The organism is Mycobacterium hubeiense, assembly GCF_002838065.1.
Lineage (GTDB): Bacteria > Actinomycetota > Actinomycetes > Mycobacteriales > Mycobacteriaceae > Mycobacterium > Mycobacterium hubeiense.
The window spans coordinates 13137-39210 of record NZ_PIZU01000042.1 but is presented as its reverse complement, the minus strand read 5'-3'; the positions used below and the strand labels follow the sequence as shown (position 1 = coordinate 39210).

General features: G+C 67.5%; 23 protein-coding genes. 9 read left to right on the top strand and 14 right to left on the bottom strand.

All coding sequences use genetic code 11. The features are described from left to right. Positions 1 to 62 precede the first annotated feature (62 nt). Complete coding sequence (locus CWS39_RS23680) at positions 63 to 2186, bottom strand: amylo-alpha-1,6-glucosidase (RefSeq protein WP_102145338.1); 2124 nt, start codon at positions 2184 to 2186, stop codon at positions 63 to 65. Further along, complete coding sequence (locus tag CWS39_RS23675) at positions 2183 to 3313, bottom strand: glycosyltransferase family 4 protein (protein WP_102145344.1); 1131 nt, start codon at positions 3311 to 3313, stop codon at positions 2183 to 2185. Before CWS39_RS23675 ends, CWS39_RS23680 begins: the two co-directional genes overlap by 4 nt. A 148-nt stretch (positions 3314 to 3461) precedes the next feature. Between CWS39_RS23675 and CWS39_RS23670 the strand changes: the two genes are divergently transcribed. Both CWS39_RS23670 and CWS39_RS23665 read left to right on the top strand, forming a co-directional pair. After that, a complete protein-coding gene (locus tag CWS39_RS23670) occupies positions 3462 to 4934 on the top strand; it encodes a carboxyl transferase domain-containing protein (protein WP_102145337.1) in 1473 nt (490 codons plus the stop codon). A 94-nt stretch (positions 4935 to 5028) separates the two neighbouring features. Further along, positions 5029 to 5721: a hypothetical protein gene (locus tag CWS39_RS23665; RefSeq protein ID WP_102145336.1), complete on the top strand. Its 693-nt coding sequence runs from the start codon at positions 5029 to 5031 to the stop codon at positions 5719 to 5721. Here CWS39_RS23665 and CWS39_RS23660 read toward each other — a convergent pair. From CWS39_RS23660 to CWS39_RS23645, 4 genes are all read right to left on the bottom strand, one after another. After that, positions 5718 to 5966 carry a hypothetical protein gene (locus tag CWS39_RS23660; protein WP_102145335.1) on the bottom strand — a complete coding sequence of 83 codons (249 nt, stop codon included), beginning with the start codon at positions 5964 to 5966 and terminating at the stop codon, positions 5718 to 5720. The genes CWS39_RS23665 and CWS39_RS23660 overlap by 4 nt on opposite strands. 16 nt (positions 5967 to 5982) lie before the next feature. Next, positions 5983 to 6429: a hypothetical protein gene (locus tag CWS39_RS23655; RefSeq protein ID WP_102145334.1), complete on the bottom strand. Its 447-nt coding sequence runs from the start codon at positions 6427 to 6429 to the stop codon at positions 5983 to 5985. 74 nt (positions 6430 to 6503) lie between these two features. After that, positions 6504 to 8111, bottom strand: a complete 1608-nt coding sequence (locus CWS39_RS23650; protein WP_102145333.1) for an AMP-binding protein — start codon at positions 8109 to 8111, stop codon at positions 6504 to 6506. Beyond that, positions 8108 to 9799 carry an AMP-binding protein gene (locus CWS39_RS23645; protein WP_102145332.1) on the bottom strand — a complete coding sequence of 564 codons (1692 nt, stop codon included), beginning with the start codon at positions 9797 to 9799 and terminating at the stop codon, positions 8108 to 8110. The genes CWS39_RS23650 and CWS39_RS23645 overlap by 4 nt, the downstream gene beginning before the upstream one ends. 60 nt (positions 9800 to 9859) lie before the next feature. Here CWS39_RS23645 and CWS39_RS23640 point away from each other — a divergent pair, with 60 nt between their 5' ends. From CWS39_RS23640 to CWS39_RS30090, 3 genes are all read left to right on the top strand, one after another. Then, positions 9860 to 10693 carry a LuxR C-terminal-related transcriptional regulator gene (locus CWS39_RS23640; RefSeq protein ID WP_102145331.1) on the top strand — a complete coding sequence of 278 codons (834 nt, stop codon included), beginning with the start codon at positions 9860 to 9862 and terminating at the stop codon, positions 10691 to 10693. Further along, positions 10694 to 12073 carry an NAD(P)/FAD-dependent oxidoreductase gene (locus CWS39_RS23635; protein ID WP_102145330.1) on the top strand — a complete coding sequence of 460 codons (1380 nt, stop codon included), beginning with the start codon at positions 10694 to 10696 and terminating at the stop codon, positions 12071 to 12073. A gap of 228 nt (positions 12074 to 12301) precedes the next feature. Then, entirely contained in the window at positions 12302 to 12427 is a 126-nt protein-coding gene (locus tag CWS39_RS30090; protein ID WP_255413047.1) for a hypothetical protein, read from the top strand. Positions 12428 to 12527: 100 nt separating this feature from the next. On the opposite strand, the gene CWS39_RS23630 is transcribed toward CWS39_RS30090, so the two are convergent. The 3 genes from CWS39_RS23630 to CWS39_RS23620 are packed head-to-tail and all read right to left on the bottom strand — an operon-like array spanning position 12528 to position 18229. Then, complete coding sequence (locus tag CWS39_RS23630) at positions 12528 to 14360, bottom strand: ABC transporter ATP-binding protein (protein ID WP_102145329.1); 1833 nt, start codon at positions 14358 to 14360, stop codon at positions 12528 to 12530. Continuing rightward, a complete protein-coding gene (locus tag CWS39_RS23625) occupies positions 14357 to 16297 on the bottom strand; it encodes an ABC transporter ATP-binding protein (RefSeq protein WP_102145328.1) in 1941 nt (646 codons plus the stop codon). Before CWS39_RS23625 ends, CWS39_RS23630 begins: the two co-directional genes overlap by 4 nt. Before the next feature lie 36 nt (positions 16298 to 16333). After that, positions 16334 to 18229, bottom strand: a complete 1896-nt coding sequence (locus CWS39_RS23620; RefSeq protein WP_102145343.1) for an ABC transporter ATP-binding protein — start codon at positions 18227 to 18229, stop codon at positions 16334 to 16336. 83 nt (positions 18230 to 18312) lie between these two features. Between CWS39_RS23620 and prrA the strand changes: the two genes are divergently transcribed. Continuing rightward, positions 18313 to 19014, top strand: coding sequence for a two-component system response regulator PrrA (gene prrA / locus CWS39_RS23615; RefSeq protein ID WP_102145327.1), 702 nt, complete (start codon positions 18313 to 18315; stop codon positions 19012 to 19014). Continuing rightward, positions 19014 to 20357, top strand: coding sequence for a sensor histidine kinase (locus CWS39_RS23610; RefSeq protein WP_102145326.1), 1344 nt, complete (start codon positions 19014 to 19016; stop codon positions 20355 to 20357). The genes prrA and CWS39_RS23610 overlap by 1 nt, the downstream gene beginning before the upstream one ends. Positions 20358 to 20359: 2 nt before the next feature. Here CWS39_RS23610 and arfC read toward each other — a convergent pair whose 3' ends face one another. The 4 genes from arfC to CWS39_RS23595 form a co-directional block, all read right to left on the bottom strand. Continuing rightward, positions 20360 to 20920: a channel accessory protein ArfC, sunset domain variant gene (gene arfC, locus CWS39_RS23605; RefSeq protein WP_102145325.1), complete on the bottom strand. Its 561-nt coding sequence runs from the start codon at positions 20918 to 20920 to the stop codon at positions 20360 to 20362. Beyond that, a complete protein-coding gene (gene arfB, locus CWS39_RS29295) occupies positions 20917 to 21072 on the bottom strand; it encodes a channel accessory protein ArfB (RefSeq protein ID WP_199178274.1) in 156 nt (51 codons plus the stop codon). Before arfB ends, arfC begins: the two co-directional genes overlap by 4 nt. Before the next feature lie 10 nt (positions 21073 to 21082). Then, complete coding sequence (gene arfA / locus CWS39_RS23600; protein WP_431602395.1) at positions 21083 to 22126, bottom strand: channel-forming protein ArfA/OmpATb; 1044 nt, start codon at positions 22124 to 22126, stop codon at positions 21083 to 21085. A gap of 159 nt (positions 22127 to 22285) precedes the next feature. Then, on the bottom strand, positions 22286 to 22648 hold the full coding sequence (locus CWS39_RS23595; protein WP_102145324.1) for an FKBP-type peptidyl-prolyl cis-trans isomerase: 363 nt from the start codon (positions 22646 to 22648) through the stop codon (positions 22286 to 22288). A gap of 31 nt (positions 22649 to 22679) precedes the next feature. Here CWS39_RS23595 and CWS39_RS23590 point away from each other — a divergent pair, with 31 nt between their 5' ends. Together CWS39_RS23590 and CWS39_RS23585 are read left to right on the top strand one after the other, a co-directional pair. Continuing rightward, positions 22680 to 24209, top strand: coding sequence for a phytoene desaturase family protein (locus CWS39_RS23590; protein ID WP_102145341.1), 1530 nt, complete (start codon positions 22680 to 22682; stop codon positions 24207 to 24209). Between the two features lie 35 nt (positions 24210 to 24244). Further along, the gene (locus CWS39_RS23585) at positions 24245 to 24604 is read left to right on the top strand and encodes a hypothetical protein (protein ID WP_102145323.1); all 360 of its coding nucleotides are present in this window, start codon (positions 24245 to 24247) and stop codon (positions 24602 to 24604) included. A gap of 5 nt (positions 24605 to 24609) precedes the next feature. On the opposite strand, the gene CWS39_RS23580 is transcribed toward CWS39_RS23585, so the two are convergent. Then, a complete protein-coding gene (locus CWS39_RS23580; RefSeq protein ID WP_102145322.1) occupies positions 24610 to 26046 on the bottom strand; it encodes an MFS transporter in 1437 nt (478 codons plus the stop codon). Positions 26047 to 26074: the final 28 nt, after the last annotated feature.

Sequence of the window (26074 nt, the reverse complement as noted above, 5' to 3'; positions counted from 1 at the left end):
CCCGCAAGCCTGATCCAGCTTCCAGGACACACCATGGGCCCCACCCTAACGACCCACCGCGATCAGCCCTGCGCGGTCACCAGCTGCCAGTCGGCCGGCAGGCCGTTGACCTTGACCGCCTCGCCCTCCGCCTCGACGTGCACCGTCACATCACCCAACCGCAGTTCGCTCAACGCGACCCGGCCCCAGGCCTGCGGCAGCCGCGGCGCCACCGTCAGCCGACGGTCCGGCACGTGCGGATCCAGGCCGAGGAACGACCGCAGCAACAGCAGCGGCGCCGCGCTTGCCCACGCCTGTGGCGAGCACGATGTGGGATAGGGCACCGGAAGCTTGAACTGCGACCGCGGGAAGCCGCAATACAGCTCGGGCAGCCGGCCGCCGAATGCGTCGGCCGCGTCGAGTAGGCCGCCGGCCAGGCGTTCGGCCAGCGCGACCGCGCCCGGAATGTGCGCATAGCGCAGCAGGCCTGCGACGGCGATCGCGGTGTCGTGCGGCCAGACCGAGCCGTTGTGATAGCTCATCGGGTTGTAGGCGCCCATCGTCGTGGCCAGGGTGCGCAGGCCGAATCCGGAGTCCATCTCGTCGCGGGCGAGCCGCTCGACGATCACCTCGGCGTGCGCGTCGGTGGCGATGCCGGTCCACAGGCAGTGCCCGATGTTGCTCGTCAGCGCGTCGACGGGCCGCTTGCGGCCGTCCAGGGCGATGGCGTACCACCCTTGCTCCGGCAGCCAGAACGCCTCCAAGAAGTGCTCTTGCAGCGCTTGGGCCCGCGCACGCAGCCGCCCGGCGGTCGCCGGCTCACCGAACGCCTCGGCGAGTTCGGCGCGGGCCAACAATGCCGCGTACTGGTAGCCCTGGACCTCGCACAGCGCGATCGGCGGGTCGGCGTGGTGGCCGGCGGCGTCGTTGATGCCGTCGAAACTGTCCTTCCAGCCCTGGTTGATCAGCCCGCGGTCGGTGGCTCGGCGGTATTCGATGAAGCCGTCGCGGTCGGCGTCGCCGTAGCGGGCGGCCCAGTCCAGCGCTGCGTCGGCGGCCGGCACCAGCGAGCGCACGAACTCCTCGTCGGCGCCCCACCGCCAGCTCTCGGCGAGCAGCATGACGAACAACGGCGTCGCGTCGACCGCGCCGTAGTAGACGGTGCCGCCGAACACGTCGTTGCTCGCGGGGCCGCGACGGATCTCGTGCAGTATCCGGCCGGGCTGCTCCTCGGTGACGGGATCGACGCGGCGGCCCTGCGCGTCGGCGAGCTGCTGCAGGGTGCCCACCGACAGGCCGACGTCCAACGGCAGCGCCATCCACGCGGTCAGCAGGCTGTCGCGGCCGAACAGCGTCATGAACCACGGCGCCCCGGCGGCGACGAAGGGGCGCCCGCCGGCGTCGTCGTGAATCAACAAGGCGCCCAAGTCGCTTTCGCTGCGCCGCAACGTCTGCGTCAGCCCGGCGTGATCGGATTCCACGTTGGTCGCGGTGTCGCGCCAGGCCTCGAGCTTGCGCGCCGGTGCGCTGGACTCCACCTGCTCGCCGCGCCGGAAGCGCGTCTTCACAACTTGATTCGCCCATGTCGGTTCGACGACGATCTCGGCCTGCCACCGCTGTCGCGGCGGGACCACCAGCCGCCAGGTGAACGAACCGGGCAGCAGCGCGGGATCTCCGGAGGCGGCGACTTTCACGCCGCGGATCGGGTCGGTGCGATCGGCGAGCACCAATTCGTCGTCCATGAGCGTCAATTCGGCACCGCCGAGGGGGGCACGGCCCTCCTTGACCGCGAACAGGTCGGCGAAGTCGGCGTCGGCGTGCAGTTCCAGGGTCACCACCGTGGCCTCGTCGTCGAGGTTGTGCAGCACGATGGTTTCGCGCATGCCGTCGGCGACGAGTCGCTCGCGCACGATCAACAGCGTGCTGTCCGCCAGGCCCGCCCTCGGGGCCCGCCGCAGAATGTATTGCGCGGCAAAGGCTTCGGGCGTCTGCACGGCCAGCGGTTCGGGTTGTTGACCGTCGACGCGCAGATCCCACCGGGACAGCACCCGGGCGTCGCGGAAGAACAACCCGTGCGAGCGACCCGCCAGCACGTCGCCACGCCGGTCGGACAGGCAGAAGGTGGCGCCTTCGACCAGCGTCACGGTGTCGCCGACGAATCCGAGGCCGGCGGGTTCGCTGCTGTTGAGCGGCGTCGGTGCATTCACGCCGTCGCCCGCTCTCCGATATCGGGCGGCAGCACTTGGCGCAGCGTCACGTGACGGGCCGAGGCGGGGTCGCCGACCACGCGCCGGTAGATCTGCTCGTAGCCCGAACCGAATTGGCCCACCCCGAAGTGCGCGGCCACGTGGCGGCGGCAGGCGGCGGGGTCGAGCGTCTGCGCCTTTTCCATCGCCGCGGGCAGCTCGTCGGGGTGTTCGCAGATCACCCCGGTCACCCCGTCGACGACGACCTCGGGCACCGCGCCGCCGCGCAGCGCCACCACCGGTGTGCCACAAGCCATCGCTTCGATCATCACCATCCCGAACGGCTCCTCCCATTGGATCGGGAACAGCAGGCAGCGGGCGCCGGCGAGCAGCTTGCGTTTGCTCACCGCATCGGCCTGACCGAACACATGATCCGTCTCGGTGAGCAGCGGGCGCACCTGTTCGTCGAAGTACGCCTGCTCGGATGGCTCGTCGCACTTGCCGGCCAGCACCAGCGGAACGCCCGCTTCGTGCGCCGCCCGCACCGCCAGGTGGGCCCCCTTGTACGGGGCGTAGCGGCCGAGGAACAACGCGTAGTCACCCTTGTCGGCGCGGAACGGCCAGTCGTCGATGCGCAGCGCATTGTGAACGCGGCCAACCCAATTGAGGTCCGGAGCGAGTTCGCGTTGACGGTCGCTGATGGCGATGAGCCCGACGTCGTCGCCCAGTTCCCGGTAGTAGGGGTACAGGTCGTCGTCGATGGGGCCGTGCACGGTGACCACGGTGGGCAGCCCGAGCGCCCGGTACGCCGGCGTGTTGAGGGGGCCGGCGAAGGTGTGATCGTGCACGAGGTCCACGCCGTCGGTGGCCGCGAGGTGTTCGATGGCGCGACGCACCTTCAGCGCGTGCATGACCTCCGGGTAGGGCTGGCCCAGCCGCTCTGGAATCGTCCGCTCCCACAACGGGATCAGCCGCGCTGACGTGCCTGGCTCACCGGCACCCAGGACCGTGACGCGGTGCCCGCGTTTGACCAGCGCGTCGGCCAGGTCGGCGACGACGGCCTCGGTGCCGCCGTAACCCTTGGGCGGGATGTCGAAGTACGGCGGTGCGACGAGCACGATCCGAAGTGGTTGGGCCGCATCGGGCATGGTGACGAGTTCCGTGCCGCTCACCGATGTTCCTCCTCTCCGTCAGCGCAGCAGGCGGCTTTTAGCACTCTTACTCGATGAGTGCTAATTATGACAACCGTTGCGCGCGTTCGCCATCCGGGGGTGGCGCGCGCGTTAGCCTCATGCGGTGAGCCGTATCGGCGCCCGTCAGCTTCGCGATGTCGTGCTGGACGACGGGTCGTTCGTCAGTTGGGACGGGCCGCCGCTGGACGTGTCGCCGGATGAGGACTATCGGCGGGAGTTGGCCGAAGCGTCCGCGAAGACCGGACTGGACGAATCGGTGCTCACCGGCGAAGGGCGGGTATTCGGCCGCCGGGTCGCGGTGGTGGTGTGCGAGTTCGACTTTCTGGCCGGCTCGATCGGGGTGGCCGCCGCCGAACGGATCACCGCCGCGGTGCACCGCGCGACCGCCGAACGGCTGCCGCTGCTGGCCTCGCCGTCGTCGGGCGGGACGCGGATGCAGGAGGGCACCGTGGCCTTCCTGCAGATGGTCAAGATCGCCGCGGCGGTGGAACTGCACAAGCGGGCGCACCTGCCGTATCTCGTCTACCTGCGACACCCGACCACCGGCGGGGTGTTCGCGTCGTGGGGTTCGCTCGGCCATGTCACCGCCGCGGAACCCGGGGCGCTGGTCGGATTCCTCGGCCCGCGGGTGTACGAACAGCTCTACGGCGAGCCGTTCCCGGCGGGCATCCAGACCGCCGAAAACCTGCACCGCCACGGCGTGATCGACGGCGTGGTGCCGTTGGAGTCTCTGCGAGCCACCCTCGACCGCGCGCTGCGGGTGGTCGCCGATGCACCGCGCCTGCCGCCGCCGGCGCCGGCGGCCGAGCCGTTGCCCGACGTGCCGGCGTGGACGTCGGTGGAGGCCTCGCGGCGGCCGGACCGGCCGGGGATCGGTTATCTGCTGCGCCACGGCACGACGGACCGGGTGCTGCTGTCGGGCACCGAGCAGGGTGAGGCGGCGACGACGGTCTTGGCGCTGGCGCGGTTCGGCGGTCAGCCCGCCGTCGTGCTCGGCCAACAGCGCGTCGTCGGGATGGTCGGGCCGGGCGCGTTGCGCGAAGCCCGCCGCGGCATGGCGCTGGCGGCGGGGCTGCGGCTGCCGCTGGTGTGCGTGATCGACACGGCCGGGCCGGCATTGACCGTGGAGGCCGAACAGGGTGGCCTGGCCGCTGAGATCGCCCGCTGCCTGGCCGAACTCGTCACGCTGGACACTCCGACGGTGTCGGTGCTGCTGGGTCAGGGCAGCGGCGGGCCGGCGCTGGCGATGGTGCCCGCGGATCGCGTGCTGGCCGCGTTGCACGGCTGGTTGGCGCCGCTGCCGCCAGAAGGAGCCAGCGCGATCGTCTACCGCGATACGGCGCATGCGGCGGAACTTGCTGGGGCGCAAGGTATTCGATCGGCAGACTTGCTACGGCACGGAATCGTCGACGCGGTCGTCGGTGAACATCCCGACGCGGCCGACGAACCGCTGGAGTTCACCAGCCGGCTGTCGGCGACAATCGCCAACGAGCTGCACACGCTGCGGGCCATTCCCGACGATCGACGGCTGACGGCCCGACTGAACCGGTACCGGCGAATCGGGCTGAACGGGTGACAACACTGCTCTTCGTGCATAGCCCGGCGCGGTCGCCGACCAGCTCAGCCACACGATCGACGGCCTGCCGTCGCACTGATGGCATCCTGGCGGTGTGGAGGCCTTCCTTCATTTCGCGGGCAACTTCTGGTGGCTGATCTTTCCGCTGGGCGGCATGATCGGCGGCGGAGTCAAGGCCGTCGCCGCCGCGAACGAGCGACGGGCCGAGCGCCGTCTCGAGCGGTACCGCATCAAGCAGCAGACGAAGATCGCGATGGCGGAAGCGGCCGCCCGCGGCCGGGACAACGAGGCCGCCCAGAAGCGCGAGCTGGCCAAGGTGCTCGCGCAGCATGACCGGACGAATGCCCGCTGGCTGGACTACGAGATCGACATCGCCAAGCTGCTCGACTTCCCGATGATGACCGATATGCGCGATCCGCTCACGATCGCGTTTCACAAGGCCCGCAGCCGCGCCGACCTGCTGCGGCCGGAGTCCGTCGAGGACCTGCTCGGCGACCGCGCTGCCCAGCTGGAGTACCGCGACGCGGTGCACGAGTATGCGGCGGCGTTCGACATCGCCGAGACCGAGGCGATTCGTCGGCGCCGCAGCGACTTTTCCGCCGAGGCCCAGGAGCGGCTGGCGCGGGCGCAGAACCTGCTGCGGCTGGCGTCCGATGACGGCGCCACCCCGCAGGAGCGCCAAAACGCCTATGCGCGTGCGCAAAAGGAACTCGACGGGCTCGTCGTGCTGCCGGCCGCCACCCGCGCCAGCATCGAGCGCAGGATCGCCGGCGAGATCGAGGCCTAACCGCCCAGCTCGGAGATCGCCGAGTCGAGGATTGCCGCCTGCTCGGCGAGCTCGTGTTCTGAAGGATCGGCGCCGACACGCTTGACCAGCTCGTCGCGCGAGATGACCTCCAGCGCACCCCGATACTGCTCGGAGGCGAGCCGGCCCGCCGCGATCACCTCGGTGCGGCCTTCAACCAGCACCAACACAGCGCCCCGCTCCTCGGCCTGCAGCAGCCGACGCACGTCGTCGGTCGAGATCGTCATGATTCACCTATACCCGCTACGCGGCCGCCAGCGCGACCAGCATCGCCACACACGTGATGACGTCCAACGGCAGCCGCAGCAGGCTGCGACGGGTCCACCCCACGGCGGCGGCCTCGTCGACATCGGCCGGGTCGGCCTTCTCGAACGACACCGCCTTGGGCACGAAGTCGACCAACGACCACACCCGCATCACCGCATGGCTGACCAACGCAAACAGCAGCGCGGCGCGCACATCAGTGTCGCCCCAGGAGGCGATCAACGTGAGGATGAGCAGGACTTCGAACACGGTATGGGCGGGAATCCAGAACCTGCGCCGAGAGATACCGCCGTTGCGCGGCTGGATGATGCCGGGCCGTTTGGGCCAGGCCGGGTCGACGACAAGGGTTTCATAGATCCCGCCGCCGAGCAGCACGCAAGCCATCAATGTCGTGACGGCGATCAGGACGAGCGGTGGAGTCCACACGACTGCCGATTATTACTAGGTGGAGGATTGAAGCCAGTATTTGACCACAATCCTCCACCTAACCGCCCGATTAGTCAGAGCCCGAGCAGTTCGATGGTCTGCTCGCGCATGTCGACTTTGCGGACCTTGCCGGTGACCGTCATCGGGAACTCGTCGACGATGTGGATATAGCGGGGGATCTTGTAGTGGGCGAGCTTGCCGGTGGCGAACGCGCGCACCGCATCGGCGTCCAGCGGCGCGCGGCCGGGCTTCATCCGGATCCAGGCGCACAGCTCTTCGCCGTAGACAGGATCGGGCACGCCGATAACCTGCGCGTCGTCGATGTCGGGGTGGGTGTGGAGGAACTCTTCGATTTCGCGCGGATAGATGTTCTCCCCGCCACGGATGACCATGTCCTTGATGCGGCCCACGATGGTGCAGTAGCCGTCGTCGCGCATCACCGCCAAGTCGCCGGTGTGCATCCACCCGTCCGCGTCGATGGCCTCAGCCGTCTTGGCGGGTTCGTTCCAATAGCCGAGCATCACTGAGTAGCCCCGCGTGCAGAATTCGCCGGGCCGGCCGCGTTCGACGGTCTGGCCGGTGTCGGGGTCGATGATCTTGATCTCGACGTGCGGATGCGCACGGCCGACGGTCGCGGTGCGTCGCTCGAGGTCGTCGTCGGGCAGCGTTTGGCATGAGACGGGCGACGTTTCGGTCATGCCGTAGCAGATGGCCACCTCGCGCATGTGCATCTCGTTGATGCAGCGTTTCATCACCTCCACCGGGCAGGTGGAGCCGGCCATGATCCCCGTCCGCAGGCTGGACAGGTTGCGGTTGGAAAAGTCGGGGTGGGCCAACATGGCGATGAACATCGTCGGCACGCCGTAAACCCCTGTGCAGCGCTCGGTTTCGATGGCGGCCAGCGTGGCGCCGGGGTCGAAGCCGGGGGCAGGGATGACGACCGTGGCGCCGTGGGCGGTGGCGCCGAGGTTGCCCATCACCATGCCAAAGCAATGGTAGAACGGGACAGGTAGGCACAACCGGTCGCTTCGGCCGAGCCCGATCAGCTCGGTAGTGAAATACCCGTTGTTGAGGATGTTGCGGTGGCTCAGCGTCGCGCCCTTCGGGAAACCTGTTGTGCCCGACGTGTATTGGATGTTGATCGGGTCGGTGTTGACCAGCTCGGCCATCCGCGCCCGCAGTGCGTCGCCGGGCACCTGCCGGGCCAGCAGCGCCTCCCACTCGTCACCGTCGAGGAACACCACGTCGCGAAGGCCCGGGCACTCGGGGCGCACCTCATTCACCATCGCCACGTAGTCCGACGTCTTGAATGAGCGGGCGGCGATCAGCGTGCGCACGCCTGACTGGTTGAGCACATAGCGCAATTCGTGGGTGCGATATGCCGGGTTGATGTTGACCAGGATCGCGCCGATTTTGGCCGTCGCATACTGCACCATCGTCCACTCGGCGCAGTTGGGTGCCCAGATCCCCACGCGCTCACCCTTTTCCACCCCCAGCGCCATCAAGCCGCGTGCTACCCGGTCGACGTCGGCGTTCAACTCGCCATAGCTCCACCGCCGACCCGTGGCCAGCTCCACGAGCGCCTCCGCGTCCCGGGCCGTCGCCACCGTGCGCTCGAAATTCGCCCCTATCGTCTCCTCCAGGAGCGGCGGATGGGTCGGGCCTGCGTCGTATGAGGTCATTGCTCCACCAGATCCTCGTAGCGATACTCGGTCGAAATCGGTTCGCCCGCTTGATGTGCAGACTCTTCACGCCGGCGCAGCTCGACGCGGCGGATCTTGCCCGAAATCGTCTTGGGCAGCTCGTAGAACTCGATGCGACGCACCTTCAGATACGGGGCCAGATGGTCACGCGCATATTCCATGATGGCCCTTGCGGTTTCGGCGGACGGCTCCCAGCCGGCTGCCAGCGAGATGTAGGCCTTTGGCACCGCCAGCCGGGTGTCGTCGGGCTGCGGCACCACGGCCGCCTCCATCACCGCCGGATGCTCGATCAGCACACTCTCCAATTCGAACGGCGACACCTTGTAGTCGCTGGACTTGAACACGTCGTCGGTGCGGCCGATGTAGGTGATGTAGCCGTCGTCGTCGCGGCCGGCGACATCGCCGGTGTGGTAGTACCCGCCGGCCGTCACCGCCTCGTTGCGCTTCGGATCGCCGAGGTAGCCGGTCATCAGATTGAGCGGATTGCGTTGCAAATCAAGACATATCTCGCCCTCGTCGGCGGGCTGGCCGGTGAGGGGATCGACGAGCACGACCGGCACACCGGGCATCGGCCGGCCCATCGAACCGGGTTTGACGGGCTGGCCGGGCGTATTGCCGATCAGCAGCGTCGTCTCGGTCTGACCGAACCCGTCGCGGATGGTCAGCCCCCACGCCTTTTCCACCTGCGCGATGACATCCGGGTTGAGCGGCTCGCCGGCGCCCAGAATCTCGCGCAGCCCTTCGGGTTTCGCACCCAACTCGGATTGGATGAGCATGCGCCACACCGTCGGCGGCGCGCAGAACGTGTTCACCTTCGCCCGCCGCAGCTGATGCAGCAGCGCCGCCGCGTCGAATCGCCTGTAGTTGTAGACGAAGATCGTCGCCTCGGCGATCCACGGCGCGAAGAAGCAACTCCACGCGTGCTTGGCCCAGCCCGGCGAGCTGATCGCCAGGTGCACGTCGCCGGGCCGCACCCCGATCCAGGCCATCGTCGTCAGATGCCCGACCGGATAGCTGACCTGTGAGTGTTCGACCAGCTTCGGCTTGCTGGTGGTGCCGGAGGTGAAGTAGATGAGCATCGAATCGTCGACGGTGGTGCGGGCGCTGAACCGCGTCGGTTCGACGTCGTACGCGTCGGCGTAGGTGTGCCAGCCGTTGACGGCCGTGCCCACCGCGACGCGGCTGTAGTCACCGGGCACGTCGTCGAACTTGGGCGCGTCGGCGGCGTTGGCGATGACGAAGCCCGCGCCGCCACGGGCGATGCGGTCCTGCAGGTCCGCGGGCCCTAGCGCGCCGGTGGTCGGCATGATGATGGCGCCCAGCTTGGCGGTCGCCAGCATCGCCTCCCACAGTTCGACCTGGTTGCCCAGCATCAGGATCACGCGGTCGCCCTTGCCGACGCCGAGGCCCTCGAGCCAGGTGGCAACGCGGTCGGAGCGGTCGGCCATTTCCGCGAAGCTGATCTGCTGTTCGCTGCCGTCCTCCTCGACGATCCACAGCGCGGTGCGGCGGTTGTCCCGCGCGATGACGTCGAACCAGTCGGTGGCCCAGTTGAAGGCGCCGGTGACCCGCGACCAGGTGAACGTCTGGACCGCCTTGTCGTAGTCGCCGATCGCGGCGACGAGCTGGTCGCGCGCGCTGCGGTAGACCTCGGTGTTCGTTGCCATGGTGGATATGCTCTACGTCACAGTCCACCAGCCGCCACCCCCGAAAGTGGGTACTTCGCGATGTCGGTCTTGCGCCCGCGTGATGCTGATGCGCTGCGGGCTGAGCTGCGTCAGATGGCGTCGACGACGGGGTTGCCGCTCGCGTTCGGCGGTGAGGTGCACGACGACACGCTGCTGCTCACCGAGTTCTTGGGCACCAGGACCAACGCCATGCGGGGACTCGCGGTGCGGCCCAGCGCCGGGCTGGGCGGCGCCACCGTCGTCGCGCGGCGGCCGATCTCGGTGGCCGACTATCGCAGCGCCGCCACCATCACGCACGACTACGACGAGCCGGTGCTCACCGAGGGCATCCGGTCGATTCTGGCCGTCCCGGTGGTGGTCGAGGGCAAGGCGCGAGCGGTGCTCTACGGGGCGCACCGGACGGGCGCTCCGATCGGCGGCCGAACCGCCGACGCGATGGTGGCCTCGGCCCGACGGCTGGGCCACGAGCTGCGCGTGCGCGACGAGGTCGACCGGCGGATGCGTTTGCGCGAAGCGCACCTGGCGAACTTCGGCGGCGGGACGGCCAGTACCGAGCAAATCCGCGAGGTGCACGCCGATCTTCGTCGACTGGCCGCGGAAAGCCCCGCGGTCGCAGATCAGCTGCGGGACCTGGCCGACCGACTGGCCAAGGCGCTGTCCGGCGATACTCCTGCGTGTGCGCCGCTCACCTCGCGGGAGGTTGACGTGTTGGCGCAGGTCGCCTTGGGCTGCACCAATGCCGAGGCGGCACAACGCCTTTCACTGAAGCCGGAAACGGTCAAGAGCTATCTGCGCAGCGCGGCTGCAAAACTGGGCGCCCGGACCCGGCACGAGGCGGTGTCCAAGGCACGACGGTCGCGATTGCTGCCGTAAATGGACACCATCGAGGCGGACTACCTGGTGATCGGCGCGGGCGCCACTGCGATGGCGTTCGTCGACACCCTGGTCTCTGAGACGACGGCCACTGTCGTCATTGTCGACCGCAATCACGCGCCCGGCGGGCACTGGAACACCGCGTACCCGTTTGTGCGACTGCATCAGCCGTCGGCCTATTACGGCGTGAACTCGCGACCGCTGGGCAGCGACACCATCGATCAAAGCGGCTGGAACGCCGGGTACTACGAACTGGCCAGCGGCGCCGAAGTGTGCGCCTACTTCGACGCGGTGATGCAGCAGCATCTGCTTCCCACCGGCCGGGTCTCGTACTTCCCAATGAGTGAGTACCTGGGCGACAGGCGATTTCGCACACTGGGCGGCCAGGAGTTCACCGTCACGGTGCGGCGGCGGATTGTCGACAGCACCTACATCGGCGTCGTCGTACCGTCGATGCGAAAGCCGGCGTACGCGGTCGCCGCGGGCGTCGACTGCATCCCGCCGAACGACCTGCCCAAAGTCCGCGAGGCCCGCGACGAGTACGTCATTGTCGGCGCCGGCAAGACCGCGATGGACGCCTGCCTGTGGTTGTTGCGGCACGGCATCGCGCCGCAACGGCTGACCTGGATCAAGCCACGAGACTCCTGGCTGCTGGACCGCGCCAATGTCCAGCCAGGGGCGTTGTTCGCCAAGCGGATGGCGGCCGACGTGGCGGCGCAGCTGAAGGCGGTCGAACTCGCATCGTCGGTCGAGGACCTGTTCGACCGGTTGGCGGCAAGCGGGTGCCTGCTGCGCATCGACGAGTCGATCGAGCCGACGATGTTCCGCTGCGCCATCGTGTCGCAGGGCGAACTCACCCAGCTGCGACGGATCGAGAACGTGGTGCGAATGGGTCACGTCACTGCAATTGCGCCGGGACGCATCGAGCTCGACGGCGGCTCGGTGTCCACGCACCCGACGGCACTCTACATCGACTGCACCGCAGACGGTTTGGGCAGCCGCGATGTGGTCACGGTGTTCGACGGGGAGGTGATCACGCTGCAGATGGTCCGCACTTGTCAGCCCGCGTTCAGCGCGGCTGCCATCGCCCACGTCGAAGCGGCGTATGACGACGACACCACCAGGAATGCCTTCTGCCGGCCGGTGCCCTACCCGCACGTCCCGCTGGACTGGCTGCGAATGATGCTGGCCTACAACAGCAATCAATTGCACTGGTTCACCGATCCGGAGATGATGTCCTGGCTTGACGGTGCACGGCTCAACATCCTCAGCCACGCGAAATCAGCCGTCAGCGAGCGGGTGCGCCAAAAGATCGCCGGCGCGCTACGGCCTGTGCTGCAGTCGACCAACGAGAAACTCGAGGCCCTGCTGGCTTCGTAGTCCGCACGGAATCGCGATCTCACCGCAGTCTCGATTTCCTTGCGGGGGTTCGAGTGTGCACTGGCTGCTGCGAGTGTGCGCTGGCTGCGGGATTCTTCGATAGGGCCAACCGTAGATGCACTCTCGACGCGCTACCCGCACACTCGACATCGACAGCCGCGACGTAGTCGCGAATTCGAGTAGTGCGCTACTCGTGTGGGCCGCATGCCGGCCGGACACTATCGAGCTATGACCAACCCTCCGGAAGACCAAGACTGGCTTCGCCTGGCCGAGGAGGCGTTCGGCAGCGGCGAGAGCAACCTGCCGGACGGCTTCGAGCAGCTGCCGTGGCGCTATCGGCTCTCCAGCCAGTGAGTCCACCCACGCATCCTTGGCATAGTCCCGTCTCCGCTCCCCGCGTCGAGATCGACAGCAGGGTCGTCATTTCGCGGCGGCCACAGCCCCCGACGCGATCTCACGCCAGTGAGTCGACCCACGCCCGGTGCAGGGCCGCATAGCGCCCGCCCGTGCGGCCGATGAGCTCGTCGGGCGGACCGTCCTCCACGATGCGGCCGTGCTCGAGCACCAGCACCCGGTCGGCGATCTGCACCGTCGACAGCCGATGCGCGATGACCAGCGCCGTGCGGTCGGCCAGCACCGTCTCCAGCGCCCGCTGCACCATGCGCTCGCTGGGAATGTCCAGCGACGACGTCGCTTCGTCGAGGATCAACACCGCCGGGTCGGCCAGAAACGCCCGCGCGAAGGCGATCAACTGCCGCTGCCCCGCCGAGAGCCGGCCGCCGCGCTTGGCGACGTCGGTGTCGTAGCCGTCGGGCAGCAGCGCGATGAACCGGTCGGCCCCCACCGCCGCGGCCGCCGCGGCGACCTCGGCATCGGTGGCGTCGGGCCGGCCGAACCGGATGTTGTCGGCGACCGTCCCGTCGAACATGAAGTTCTCCTGGGTGACCATCACGACGTGGCGGCGCAGTTCGGTCTGCGCGAGCTGACGCAGGTCGACACCGTCCAGTGTCACCGATCCCGACGTCGGGTCATAGAACCGCGCGATCAGCTTGGCGATGGTGGTCTTGCCCGCGCCCGTCGTGCCGACCAGCGCGACCGTCTGCCCGGCCGGTACCCGCAGCGACAGCCCCGGAAGCACCGGGCGGCCCGGCGCGTAGGAGAAGTCGACGTCGTGGAACTCGATCTCGCCGCGGACCTTGGCCAACCGCACCGGATGTGCGGGGTCTCTGATGGCCGGCGACTGCGCAAGCACACCGGCCAGCTTTTCCAACGCGGAGGCCGCCGACTGAAAAGTGTTGAAGAACTGCGAGATTTCCTGCATCGGCTCGAAGAACATCCGCAGGTACAGCAGGAAGGCGGCCAGCGTGCCAATCGTCATCTGGCCGTTGAGCACCCGGTAGCCGCCGTAGAGCAGCACGACGCCGGTGGTGATGTTGCCGACCAGCTTCACCCCCGGCATGAAGACCGCGAGCAGCTTGAACGTCTTCTCGTTGTCGGCCTTGTACCGGTCGGCGATGTCTTCGAAGATCTCCTGGTTACGCGGCTCCCGCCGGTACGCCTGCACGGCCTTGATACCGGTCATGGTCTCGACGAATTGCACGATGACCAGCGCTGCGCTCTCGCGCACCTTCCGGTAGGTCCGCGACGACTCGTTGCGGAACCACCACACCAGCGCGACCAGAAGCGGGAACGCGCCCAGACACATCAGCCCCAGCCGCCAGTCCAGCACGACGAGCAGCACGGCCGTGCCGAACAGTGTGAGCACCGCGGTGATCAAGCTGTCGAAGCCGGTCTCCAGCATGTCCTGGATGGCCTCGACATCGTTGGTGGATCGGCTGACCACCCGTCCCGAGGTGTAGCGGTCGTGAAATGCGACGTCGAGGCGCTGGAAATGCCGGAACACCCGGCGACGCAGTTCCAGCAGCACCTTCTGCCCGATGCGGCCCGACCGTCGCAGGAAGAACATCCGACTGCTGGCCTGCACCACCACCACGACGCACAGCACGCCGACGATGAGCATCAGCTCGCGGGCCGATCCGCCTTCGACGATCGGCGGGATGCCATGGTCGATGCCCCGCTGCACGAGCAACGGAACGGAAAGGCGCGCAGCGTTTTCCATCACCACGACCAGCGCCAGGAAGGCGACCGTCGCGCGGTACGGGCGCAGCAGCGAGAACAGCAGACTGCGGGCTTCCCGCCGCCGAGGCAGTGCCTCGTCGATGGGCAGGTTGTCATTTTGCTCTTCGTCGAGCTTCCCGCGCCACTCGGTGACCGTCGTGACTGTCATCGGCGCTCGACCTCCGATGGCACGAATTCCCTTCCGTCGCACACCTTGTCGGCGATCTCCTGTTCGGCGTGCAGGCGGCCCAGCCGGTCGCGCTCCTCATCGTCCTGCCACGCGCAGCTGCGCTCGGCGGCGTCGTCGAGTTCGTCGTCGGCGGCCAACAGGTAGCGATACTGCGGCACACCGGCGAGCAGTTCGGCGTGCGTGCCGACGTGGGTGATGGTGCCGTAACCGTCGCCGGCCTTACCGAGCAGCGCCACCTTGTCGGCCAGCAGCACCGTCGACGCACGGTGTGCGACGACGATGCCGGTGACCGAATGCAGCACCCGGCGCAGCGCCTCCTCCACGACCGCCTCGGTGTGCACGTCGAGCGCGGACAACGTGTCGTCGAGCACCAGGATCTTCGGTCCGGCCAGGATGGCCCGGGCCAGCGAAAGACGTTGCCGCTGACCACCGGACAGGCTCATGCCCTGTTCACCGATGCGGGTGTCCAGGCCGAACGGCAGGTCGTAGACGAACTGCGCGGCGGCGATCTCGATCGCTTGGGCCAACTCGTCGTCCGTCGCGTCCGGTCGCCCCAGCCGCAGGTTCTCCGCCACCGACATGGAGAACAGCGTCGGGTCCTCGAACGCGGTCGCCACCACCGTCCGCAGCGCCTCCAGGGACAGCTCGCGGATGTCCTGACCGTCGATGCGGATCACGCCTTCGGTGACGTCGTACAGCCGCGACAGCAACGCGGCCAGCACCGATTTGCCCGAGCCCGTCGTGCCGACCAGCGCCAGCGTCTCCCCCGGTTCGACGGTGACGGTGACGTGACGCAGGGCCCAGGAGTCAGAGTCGGGGAAGCGGAAGCCGACGTCGATCAGCTCCAGCCGCCCGCCGCGCGGTGGTTCGTCCAACGGCCCGTCGGTGATTTCTCTTGGCGCATCGAAGATCTCGGCGATCCGATTCGCGGCGGTGAACGACTCCTGCGTCATCGACAACAGGAAGCCCAGCGAGGCGATCGGCCACACCAGCGACAGCATCATCGTGATGAACGCGACCAGCGTGCCCATGGTGACGTAGCCCTGGCCCGCGGCGTACGCGCCGAATCCGAGCACGACGATCAACGTGAGGTTGGGGATGACTTCCAACAGCGTCCAGAATTTCGCCGACACCGACACCCTGTCGACCTGCGTGCGGTAGAGATTGGTGAGCTGCTCGTCGAATCGGTCGTAGACGTAGTCCTCCCGGCCGAAGCTCTTGACCACCCGCAGGCCCAACGCGGACTCCTCGACATGCGTTGCTACGTGGCCGGATTGGTCTTGCGCGAGCCGCGACAGCCGGGTGTAATCCTGCTGAAAGTGCAGGACGGTCAACGTGATCGGCACGATCGACACCAGGACCACCACGCCCAGCGGCCAGTACATGGTCAGCAGGATGACGGTGATCACGGTGATCTGAAGACCGTTGAGCACCAGGAACAGCAGCCCGAACGACAGGAACCGGCGAATGGTCGACAGGTCGTTCATCACCCGTGAAAGCAGTTGTCCGGATTGCCATTTGCCGTGGAAGCTCATCGGCAGGATCTGCAGACGGGCGTAGAGATCCTTACGGATATCGGCCTCGACACCCATCGTCGCGCGCGCCACCAGCCAGCGCCGGATGAACCAGAGCACCGCCTCGGAGATGCCAACCGCCATCGCCGCGCTGCCGAGCACCCACAGGCCCTGCTGATCCTGATGGCGCACCGGCCCGTCGATGACGGCCTTGGTCATCAACGGGATCGCCACGGTGGCTGCCAGGCTGGTGATCGCCACGATGACCATCGCGATCCAGCGCACGCGGTAGGGCATCAGATACGGCAGCAGCCGCCACAGGTCCGAGCTTGGCCGGGTCCGCGCCCGCGGTGGTGCTATCGCGGGCGCCGATCGCAACGCCTGATCTACGGATTCAACCACTTAGTACATCTTCCCATGCGGGGCAAGCAAATAACGTCACGCCGCCACCGCCTCGTCCTGCGGCCCGAACTGGGTCTCGTAGAGCTCCGCGTAGCGGCCGCCCCGCGCGAGCAACTCCGCATGCGTGCCGCGTTCGACGATGCGGCCGTCCTCGACGACGAGGATGACGTCGGCGGCCCGCACGGTGGACAGGCGATGCGCGATGACGATCGACGTGCGCCCGGCCAGCGCCGCGGCGAGCGCCTGCTGCACCGCGGCCTCGGACGCCGAGTCCAGCGACGCCGTCGCCTCATCCAGCACCACCACCCGTGACCGTCCCAACAGGAGGCGGGCAATGGTCAGCCGTTGCCGCTGCCCGCCCGATAGACGGTAACCGCGCTCACCGACAACCGTGTCCAACCCGTCCGGCATCTCGGCGACCACATCGGCGAGCCGCGCCCGCTCCAGCGCCTCCCACAGTTGCTCGTCGGTGGCGTCGGGGGCGGCCAGCAACAGGTTGGACCGGATCGACTCGTGGAACAAATGACCGTCCTGGGTGACCATGCCGACGGTCTGTTTCAGCGACGCGAACGTCACGTCGCGCACGTCGACCCCGTTGAGCTTCACCGCACCGGAATCGACGTCGTACAGCCGGGCCAGAAGCGCTGCGATCGTCGACTTGCCTGCACCCGACGACCCCACCAGCGCCACCATTTGACCGGGCTCGGCGGTGAACGAAATACCGTGCAGCACTTCGTCTCCCCCGCGCACTTCAGTTTCTGACAACGCGGCGACCTCCTCCAGCGAGGCCAGCGACACCTTGTCGGCCGACGGGTAGGCGAACCGCACGTCGTCGAACTCCACGGTCACCGAACCCTCAGGCACCGGCACAGCGGAAGCCTTTTCCCGAATCAACGGCTCGAGGTCGAGCACCTCGAAGACCCGCTCGAAGGACACCAGCGCGCTGGCGATCTCGACGTGCGCGTTGGCGAGCGCGGTCAGCGGCGCGTACAGCCGGGTCAACAGCAGCGCCAGCGACACGACGGCGCCCGTCTGCAGGTGCCCGCCGATGGCCAGCACCCCGCCCAGGCCGTAGACCAGTGCCAGCGCCAGCGCCGACATCAGCGTCAGCGAGTTCATGAACGTCGACTGCAGCATCGCCTGGCGCACCCCGATGTCTCGCACGCGGCCGGCGCGCACCGCGAACTCGTGCGACTCGCGGGCCGGGCTGCCGAACAGCTTGACCAACGTCGCCCCCGGCGCGGAGAACCGCTCGGTCATCTGGGTGTTCATCGTCGCGTTGTGGATGGCGCCCTCGCGGCTGAGGTTGGCCATCGCGGCGCCGATGCGGCGGGCCGGGACGATGAACAGCGGCACCAGCAGCAGCGACAACACCGTGATCTGCCACGAGATCTTCAGCATCACCGCCAGCGTCAAGGTCAGCGTCACCAGATTGGCGACGACGCCGGACAGCGTGTCGGAGAAGGCGCGCTGCGCGCCGATCACGTCGTTGCCCAGGCGGCTGACCAGCGCGCCCGTGCGGGTCCGGGTGAAGAACGCCACCGGCATCCGCTGCACGTGGTCGAAGACGGCGGTGCGCAGGTCGAGAATCAGGCCTTCCCCGATGGTTGACGACAGCCAGCGGCTGACAAGCGACACGACCGCCTCACCGACGGCCACCGCCGCGATGGCCGTCGCCAACACCGCCACGGCGCCCGCCGGACCGCCCGCGGTGATCACGTCCACCACCTGGCCGGCCAACAGCGGCGTGGCTACGGTGAGCAGCGCGGTGAGCACACTGAGCGCCACAAACACGCCCAACCTGCGGTGATGCCGGGCCGCGAAGCGCCAGATGCGGGTCAGCAGCGTGCGGTCGGCCAGCGCCCGCAAATCGCCACCACGAGCATGGGTCTGCCGGTAGAGCGCCTGACGGGCCACCGTTTCGATACTCATGAAATTCACCGTAGAACCTCAACAAAAGATGAGGTCAACAACCTTCCCGCGGTTCCGCCTCCACATCAGGCAAGATTTAGGGCATGGACAGTGGTGTGGCCTCGCCCCGTGTGCTCGTGGTGGACGACGACCCCGACGTGTTGGCGTCGTTGGAGCGCGGGCTGCGGCTGTCCGGATTCGACGTGTCGACCGCGGTCGACGGCGCCGAGGCGCTGCGCAGCGCCACCGAGACCAGGCCGGACGCCATCGTGCTGGACATCAACATGCCGGTGCTCGACGGTGTCAGCGTGGTGACGGCGTTGCGGGCGATGGACAACGACGTGCCCGTCTGTGTGCTCTCGGCGCGATCCAGCGTCGACGACCGAGTGGCCGGCTTGGAGGCCGGCGCCGACGATTACCTGGTCAAGCCGTTCGTGTTGGCCGAGCTGGTGGCACGGGTCAAGGCGCTGCTGCGTCGGCGCGGCGCGACGGCGACGTTCTCGTCGGAAACCATCACGGTCGGACCGCTGGAGGTCGACATCCCCGGTCGCCGTGCACGCGTCAACGGCGTCGACGTGGATCTGACGAAGCGGGAGTTCGATCTGCTGGCCGTGCTGGCCGAGCACAAGACCGCGGTGCTCTCGCGGGCTCAGCTGCTCGAGCTGGTCTGGGGCTACGACTTCGCCGCCGACACCAACGTCGTCGACGTGTTCATCGGTTACCTGCGCCGCAAGCTGGAGGCGGGTGGGGCACCGCGGCTTCTGCACACCGTGCGCGGCGTGGGGTTTGTGTTACGGACGCAATAGTGAACCTGCTGTCGCGGATCTTCCGCCGCACCCCGTCGCTGCGGCAGCGGGTCGCGTTCACGAGTGCGATAGCAGGGGCGATCGTCGTCGTCATCGCGGGCACGGTGGTGTGGTTCGGCATCACCGATGCCTGGAATGAGCGGCTGGACCGCCGGCTCGATGAGGCGGCCGGATTCGTGATCCCGTTGCTGCCGCAGGGTTTCGGTGAAATACCGAAGTCCCCGAACAATCAGGATGTCGTCATCACCGTGCGCCGAGGCGATGAGGTGACATCCAATTCCGACGTGGTGTTGCCCAAACTGCCCGCCGGGTACGCCGACACCTACGTCGACGGAGTGCGCTACCGGGTGCGCACCGTCGACATCCCGTACTACCCCGGTCCGATGTCGGTGGCCGTGGGCGCGACGTATGACGCCACCATCGCCGACATCAACAATCTGCATCGCCGGGTGATCATCATCTGCACCCTGGCGATCGCCGCGGCGACCTTCGGCGGCTGGGTGTTGGCCGCGTTCGCGGTCCGGCCGTTCAAACGGCTTGCGCAGCAGACGCAGGCCATCGACGCCGGGGACGCAAACCCTGACATCGACGTGCGCGGCGCCACTGAGGCGGTTGAGATCGCCGACGCGATGAACGGTCTGCTGCAACGCATCTGGAAGGAACAGGACCGCACCAAGTCCGCGCTGGCCTCGGCACGTGACTTCGCGTCGGTGTCGGCCCACGAGCTGCGCACGCCGCTGACAGCGATGCGCACCAATCTCGAGGTGCTGTCCACCCTTGACCTGCCCGACGAGCAGCGCAAGGAGGTCGTGCAGGACATCATCCGCACGCAGTCGCGGATCGAGGCGACGCTGAGCGCGCTGGAGCGGTTGGCGCAAGGCGAGCTGTCCACCTCCGAAGACCATGTGCCCGTCGACATCACCGAGCTGCTCGACCGCGCGGCCCACGACGCAATGCGGGTGTACCCGGACCTGGAGGTGTCGCTGATGCCTTCGCCGTCGGTGCTCATCGTCGGGCTGCCGGCCGGGCTGCGATTGGCCGTCGACAACGCGATCGCCAACGCGGTCAAACACGGTGGGGCGAAACGGGTTCAGCTTTCGGCCGTCAGTTCGCGCGAGGGCGTGGAGATCGCCATTGACGACGACGGGGTGGGCGTGCCCGAAGAAGAGCGCGAACGCGTCTTCGACCGGTTCTCGCGGGGGTCGACGGCCTCGCATTCCGGCTCCGGGCTGGGCCTGGCGCTGGTTGCCCAGCAGGCCGAACTCCATGGCGGCACAGCGTCATTGGAGGCCAGCCCGCTGGGCGGCGCGCGTCTTCTGTTGCGGTTACCCGGCGTTCGCTAGCGCTACTGCTTTCCGCGCTGCGACTTGCCGCTATCCCAGCGGTTGAAGCCGGCCCTTTCCGCGGATTCCACGTCCTTGAACCAGATCTCGGCGATCGTCTGCGCGTACGACGGGCTCTCCGGGGTGTGGTAGAGCATCGAATCCTCGTTGCCCTTCACGGTGTAGCCCTCCGGCGCGTCGGCCGTGCCGGTGGCGAGCCGGATCGAACCTTCGCCATACGGCTTCACCTTGACCTCAGGCGTGCCGGTGAACTTCGACGCCGCTGCGCCACCCGCGACCGCTGCCGCACCACCTGCAGCTGCCGCTGCACCCGTCGCGCCCGCCTTGGGCAGCTGGGTGGTCGCCTCGTCGGCATCGGCCCGCGGAAGCCTCGTGGTGGCCTCCTCCGCGCCGGCCACTTTGGCTGCGCCACCGGCTGATCCGACGTCTCCCACGCCGGGCGCGCGGCCCAGCGCGCCGTAGACCGGCACCTCACGCTTGACCCGCCGCAGCATGAAGGCGAACGTCAGGAGCAGGCCAAGGACGAATGCCAGGGCCATCAACCACCAGTTGACGTCACTCATGACCGAGCTCCTATCTCACGCGAATCAGGAAGCGCCGCAATTGCTTCTGCCTCACTGGTGTGCTTGACCGTGACGACGCTGATCAGCCACGCGACCAGTGAGCCCACCACGAAGGCGAGCAGGTACCACAACCACTGGATAACGAAGTCCATCTCAAACTCCTTAGCTGACGACGGTGATCACGACGCGGCGGTTCTGCGCCCGACCGTCTGGGGTGTCATTACTGGCGATCGGCTCGGCAGCGCCGACGCCCCGTGAGGTGACGCGGTCACCGGCGATGCCCTGCGAAACCAGGTAATCCGCAACGGATTTGGCCCGGTTGTTGGACAGCGGGATGTTGATCGCATCGTTGCCAGTGTTGTCGGTGTGGCCGACCACCTCGAGGCGGGCATCCGGGCACGCCTTCACCTTGTCGGCAATCTGCGTCAGCAGTTGCTGCGACGGCGGGGTCAGGGTGAACCCGTCGGTGGCGAAGGTGATCGGCGTGCGGAGCAGGCCCGTGATGTCGGCTTGCAGCGTCGCGCACGCACCACCCGGCGCTGGGGCGCCCGGAGCTCCCGGGGCACCCGGAGCCTGCGGAGCCGGTGGCGCAGGAGGCGCACCTGGAGCACCAACCTGAATGTTGTTGACCACGTTGATGTTCGGCCATGCCGCCTTGGCGGCCGCCTCGATGTTCGCCTTTACCTCTTCGGACGGTGCATTACCGGTGAGGGTGACGGTGTCCCCGTTGAGGTCGAAGTTGAAATCCGGAACGTCGACGGCGGCCTTGAACAGCCCCTCCAGGCCTCCGATATCCGGCGCGTTGACACCCGCCTTGATATTGAGGTTATCCGTCAGGTTGATATCGGGACCGAATAGACCCCGCAACCTGTCGAGCAACCCGTTCTTGAAGTTGATATCGGGTATGTCGCCGTTGAGCGTAAAGTTGTTGCCGTTACGCAGAATCGACAACGGCGCAAACGACAGGTTGGGCAGGTTCACGTCCGGCGCGTCGATGTTGGGCGCCGTCATCGTGACATTCGGATCGACGGTGGGAAGCGTCACATCGACATCGCTGTCCCCTCTGAGGCCAGCCCAACCGATGAGCCCCAACAGCAGTGGAACGGCAAGCAGCGCCAACAACCACCCGAGGCCCGGTGATCGTCGATACCATTTGGACGCTGTTCGCCAGCCTGTGATCGTACGGTTTTCCTCTGGACCCGACATTGACCGCTCCTGACGTACTCGACAGAATTTAGTCTTACTCGCAAACAGGTAGACCCTAGATCAATTGTCGATCTGGTGGGGCGGTTCTTTTCAACTGTGTCGACTGTCCTGACGTCAGTGTGAACGACAGGCAAATCTGCGGTGTTTGCCGTGGTGGCGTTAGCGGGTGGCCAGCAGGTCGATGACGAAAATCAAAGTTTTTCCGGACAATCGGTGACCGGAGCCGGCCGGACCGTAGGCCTGTTCGGGCGGAATGGTCAGTTTGCGGCGCCCGCCGACCCGCATTCCGGGGATACCTTCCTGCCAGCCCTGAATCAGCCCGCGCAGCGGGAACTCGATGGATTCTCCGCGGTTCCACGAACTGTCGAACTCTTCGCCGGTGTCGAATTCCACACCGACGTAGTGCACTTCGACATTGGCGCCGGGTAACGCTTCGGCGCCCTCACCGATCACCAGATCCTCGATCACCAGCTCGGTCGGCGCGGGACCCTCGGGAAAGTCGATCTCAGGTTTACTCGTCACGGCGTCTACCGTAGTCCGGCACACTGAAGTGGTGGCGACGGACTTAGCCGATGTGGTCGTCGTTGGTGGCGGACACAACGGGCTGGTCGCCGCCGCCTACCTGGCGCGAGCGGGACGTCGCGTCCAGGTTCTGGAGCGGCTGAATCATGTAGGCGGGGCGGCCGTGTCTGCGCATGCGTTCGACGGGGTGGATGCACGGCTGTCCCGCTATTCCTATCTGGTCAGCTTGTTGCCGCGTCGCATTGTCGAGGACCTGGGCGCGCGGGTGCGCCTTGCCCGGCGGCGCTTCTCGTCGTACACGCCCGATCCTTCGACCGGCGGTCGCAGCGGGCTGCTGGTGGGGCCGTCGAGCACGTTCGACGCTGTTGGCGCGGCGTCGGACGAGTCCGGTTTCACCGAGTTCTACCGTCGCTGCGCGGTTGTCACGCAACATCTGTGGCCGACGCTGTTGCAACCGCTTCGCACGCGCACCGAGGCGCGCAAACAGGTGGGCGACGACGCCGCGTGGCGGTCCATGGTCGAGGACCCCATCGGGTTTGCGATCGCCGAGGCCGTCGACAGCGACCTGGTCCGCGGCGTGATGGCCACCGACGCATTGATCGGCACGTTCGCCCGCACCGATGACCCCTCGCTGCGGCAGAACGTGTGCTTCCTGTATCACCTGCTGGGCGGCGAGTGGGAGGTGCCGATCGGCGGGATGGGCGCAGTCACCGGCGCACTGGCCGCCGCGGCGGCTGGGTATGGCGTCGAAATCATCACCAGCGCAGAGGTTTACGGCCTGGACCCCGACGGCGAAGTCCGCTACCGGCGCAACGGGCACGAACATCGGGTGCGGGCGGAGTTCGTGCTGTCGAATGTGACACCGGTGGTGTTGGCGCGGCTGTTGGGCGAGCCTGAGCCCGCACTGGAGCCAGGAGCGCAGATCAAGGTCAACATGATGCTGCGCCGGCTGCCGCGGTTGCGCGACGCATCCGTTACGGCCGAGCAGGCCTTCGGCGGCACGTTTCACATCAACGAGACGCTCAGCCAGCTCGACAGCGCCTACGACCGTGCGGCGGGCGGCGGTGTACCCGAGCCGTTGCCGTGTGAAATCTATTGCCATTCATTGACCGATCCGTCGATCCTGTCCGATGAGCTGCGGGCGTCCGGCGCGCACACGTTGACGGTTTTCGGCCTGCACACGCCCCATCACCTGGCGGTCGACGACCCCGCCCGCATGCGTGACCGGCTGACCTCCGCGGTGCTCAACTCGCTCAATTCGGTTCTGGCCGAACCCATTCAGGAGGCGGTGATGGAGGATGCGTCGGGTCGGCTGTGCATCGAGGCGAAGACCACGGTCGACCTGGAACACACGCTTGGCATGACCGCGGGCAACATCTTCCACGGTGCGTTGAGGTGGCCGTTCGCCGAAGACGACGAGCCGCTGGACAGCCCGGCCCGACGCTGGGGCGTGGCGACCGCCCATGAGCGGATCCTGTTGTGCGGGTCGGCGTCTCGCCGCGGCGGTGCGGTATCCGGTATCGGCGGGCACAACGCGGCGATGGCCGTGTTGCAAGGTTGACCGCCGCCACCGGAAACAGGGATACGCTGGCTTGCATGAAACTGCTGGTGAGCGTGGTCGCCGCGCTATTGGCGGCAGCCGTGTCAGCCGCTCCGGCCGCGGCGCGAAGCTATGGCAGCAATGGCGTGTTCGGCGTCAATGCCGAAGCTGCGGCGGGTTGGGCGACGGCCTACATACCGCCCGGCCGCTACCGCGTCGATCAGGCGCCCAGCATGCCGCCGTATCAGAGTGCGCCCGGTTCCTGGGTGCGGTGCCGCGCCTTTCCGTGCGGTTACAGCTTCGGCGGCAACATCATCGCCGTCGGGCATGCGATACGAGACGTCCCTACCTTCATGGACATCGCGCCGAGCGACGCCGCCGTCGCGCTGTACAACGTCACCCTCACCCCGGCCTAACCGGATTACGTGACGTGCACAGGTTCGCTTTGCGGGCCGTGCCCGGCGATCAGCGGCGCGAGCCGCTCGGCCGAGCGCAGCCCCCACGCTGACGTGGAGACCACGCCGAGCGCGAAGATCACGACGCCGAGGACGATGCAGACGAACCACAGCGGTTGAGCCGCCGCCGCGAAGTCCGCACCGGGCACCGCCAACGCGGCGCCCGCGACCGAACCGCACAGTGCCACACCGATACTCACGCCGATCTGCCTGCTGGTCGAGGTCACTGCCGACGCGGCGCCTGCCCGATCCAACGGCATCCCGCTCACCGCGGCGTTGGTGATCGGCGCGTTGACCATCGAGAAGCCGACCCCGAACACCGCGAAGATCACTAGCAGGGCCCACACCGGCGTCGTCGCGGTCAAAAAGGTCAGCAGCACCGACGCCGCGGTGATCAGCACTCCGGCGACGAGCAGCGAGGGGCGTGCCCCGAACCGACCGACCAGCCGACCCGACAGCGGGGAAAACACCAGGGCGCCAATGGCGATCGGCAGATAGATCAAGCCGGTGTGCATCGCCGAGTAGCCCCGCTCACCCTGCAGGTACAGCGACATCATGAACAGGAAGGCACCCCACGCCGCGAACGCGCTGATCGCCGAGAGCGTCGCCGAGGTGAACGGAACGCTGCGGAAGAAACGCAGGTCGACGAACGGGTCGTGGCGCCAGGCCTCGTAGAACAGGAAGACCACAAACGCCAGCGCGGCCACTACCGCGACGCCGATGGTGCGCGGGTCGGTCCAGCCCATGCCGGGGCCTTCAATCAGCGCGAAGACCACACCGAACAGGAACAGCACCGCCAGCCCCTGACCGATCGGGTCGATGTGGCGCATGGTCGCCGACTTCGTCTCGGGCACAAAGATCGCCGTGAGCACGATCGCCAGCAGACAGATCGGAAGGTTGATCCAGAACACCGCCCGCCAGCTCACCACCTCGATCAGCAGACCGCCGACGACGGGTCCCAGCGCCATCGAGATGCCCACCACCGCGCCCCAGAACCCGAGCGCGCGTGCCCGCTCGACGCGGCCGGTGAAGACTTGCGAAATGATCGACAGTGCAACGGGATTGAGCATCGAGCCGCCGATGCCCTGGACCAGGCGCGCGGCGATCAGGGTATCGATGTTGGGCGCCAGGCTGCACAGCAGCGATCCGAGCGCGAACACCGTCAGCCCGATCTGAAACACCCGCCGCCTGCCGAACCGGTCGCCCGTCGCACCCGACAGCATCAGCAGCGACGCCAGCACCAGCGTGTAGACGTCGATCACCCATTGCATCTGCGCGGGCGAGGCGTGCAGGTCGGCGCGGATCGCCGGAATCGCGACGTTGACGATCGTCGCGTCCATCGACACGATCAGCAGGCTCAGGCAGCACGACGCGAGGATGATGGCTTTGCGCCGGGCCGTCATCGTGCCGACAGCGACGCCGTGAGATTGT

What these genes read in the sequence shown, in the direction of transcription:
- CWS39_RS23675 (WP_102145344.1), bottom strand. Translation starts at nt 3,313, where the DNA reads ATGCCCGATGCGGCCCAACCACTTCGGATCGTGCTCGTCGCACCGCCG.
- CWS39_RS23660 (WP_102145335.1), bottom strand. Translation starts at nt 5,966, where the DNA reads ATGACGATCTCGACCGACGACGTGCGTCGGCTGCTGCAGGCCGAGGAG.
- CWS39_RS23650 (WP_102145333.1), bottom strand. Translation starts at nt 8,111, where the DNA reads ATGACCTCATACGACGCAGGCCCGACCCATCCGCCGCTCCTGGAGGAG.
- CWS39_RS23645 (WP_102145332.1), bottom strand. Translation starts at nt 9,799, where the DNA reads ATGGCAACGAACACCGAGGTCTACCGCAGCGCGCGCGACCAGCTCGTC.
- CWS39_RS23640 (WP_102145331.1), top strand. Translation starts at nt 9,860, where the DNA reads ATGTCGGTCTTGCGCCCGCGTGATGCTGATGCGCTGCGGGCTGAGCTG.
- CWS39_RS23635 (WP_102145330.1), top strand. Translation starts at nt 10,694, where the DNA reads ATGGACACCATCGAGGCGGACTACCTGGTGATCGGCGCGGGCGCCACT.
- CWS39_RS30090 (WP_255413047.1), top strand. Translation starts at nt 12,302, where the DNA reads ATGACCAACCCTCCGGAAGACCAAGACTGGCTTCGCCTGGCCGAGGAG.
- CWS39_RS23630 (WP_102145329.1), bottom strand. Translation starts at nt 14,360, where the DNA reads ATGACAGTCACGACGGTCACCGAGTGGCGCGGGAAGCTCGACGAAGAG.
- CWS39_RS23620 (WP_102145343.1), bottom strand. Translation starts at nt 18,229, where the DNA reads ATGAGTATCGAAACGGTGGCCCGTCAGGCGCTCTACCGGCAGACCCAT.
- prrA (WP_102145327.1), top strand. Translation starts at nt 18,313, where the DNA reads ATGGACAGTGGTGTGGCCTCGCCCCGTGTGCTCGTGGTGGACGACGAC.
- arfC (WP_102145325.1), bottom strand. Translation starts at nt 20,920, where the DNA reads ATGAGTGACGTCAACTGGTGGTTGATGGCCCTGGCATTCGTCCTTGGC.
- arfB (WP_199178274.1), bottom strand. Translation starts at nt 21,072, where the DNA reads ATGGACTTCGTTATCCAGTGGTTGTGGTACCTGCTCGCCTTCGTGGTG.
- arfA (WP_431602395.1), bottom strand. Translation starts at nt 22,126, where the DNA reads ATGTCGGGTCCAGAGGAAAACCGTACGATCACAGGCTGGCGAACAGCG.
- CWS39_RS23585 (WP_102145323.1), top strand. Translation starts at nt 24,245, where the DNA reads ATGAAACTGCTGGTGAGCGTGGTCGCCGCGCTATTGGCGGCAGCCGTG.
- CWS39_RS23580 (WP_102145322.1), bottom strand. Translation starts at nt 26,046, where the DNA reads ATGACGGCCCGGCGCAAAGCCATCATCCTCGCGTCGTGCTGCCTGAGC.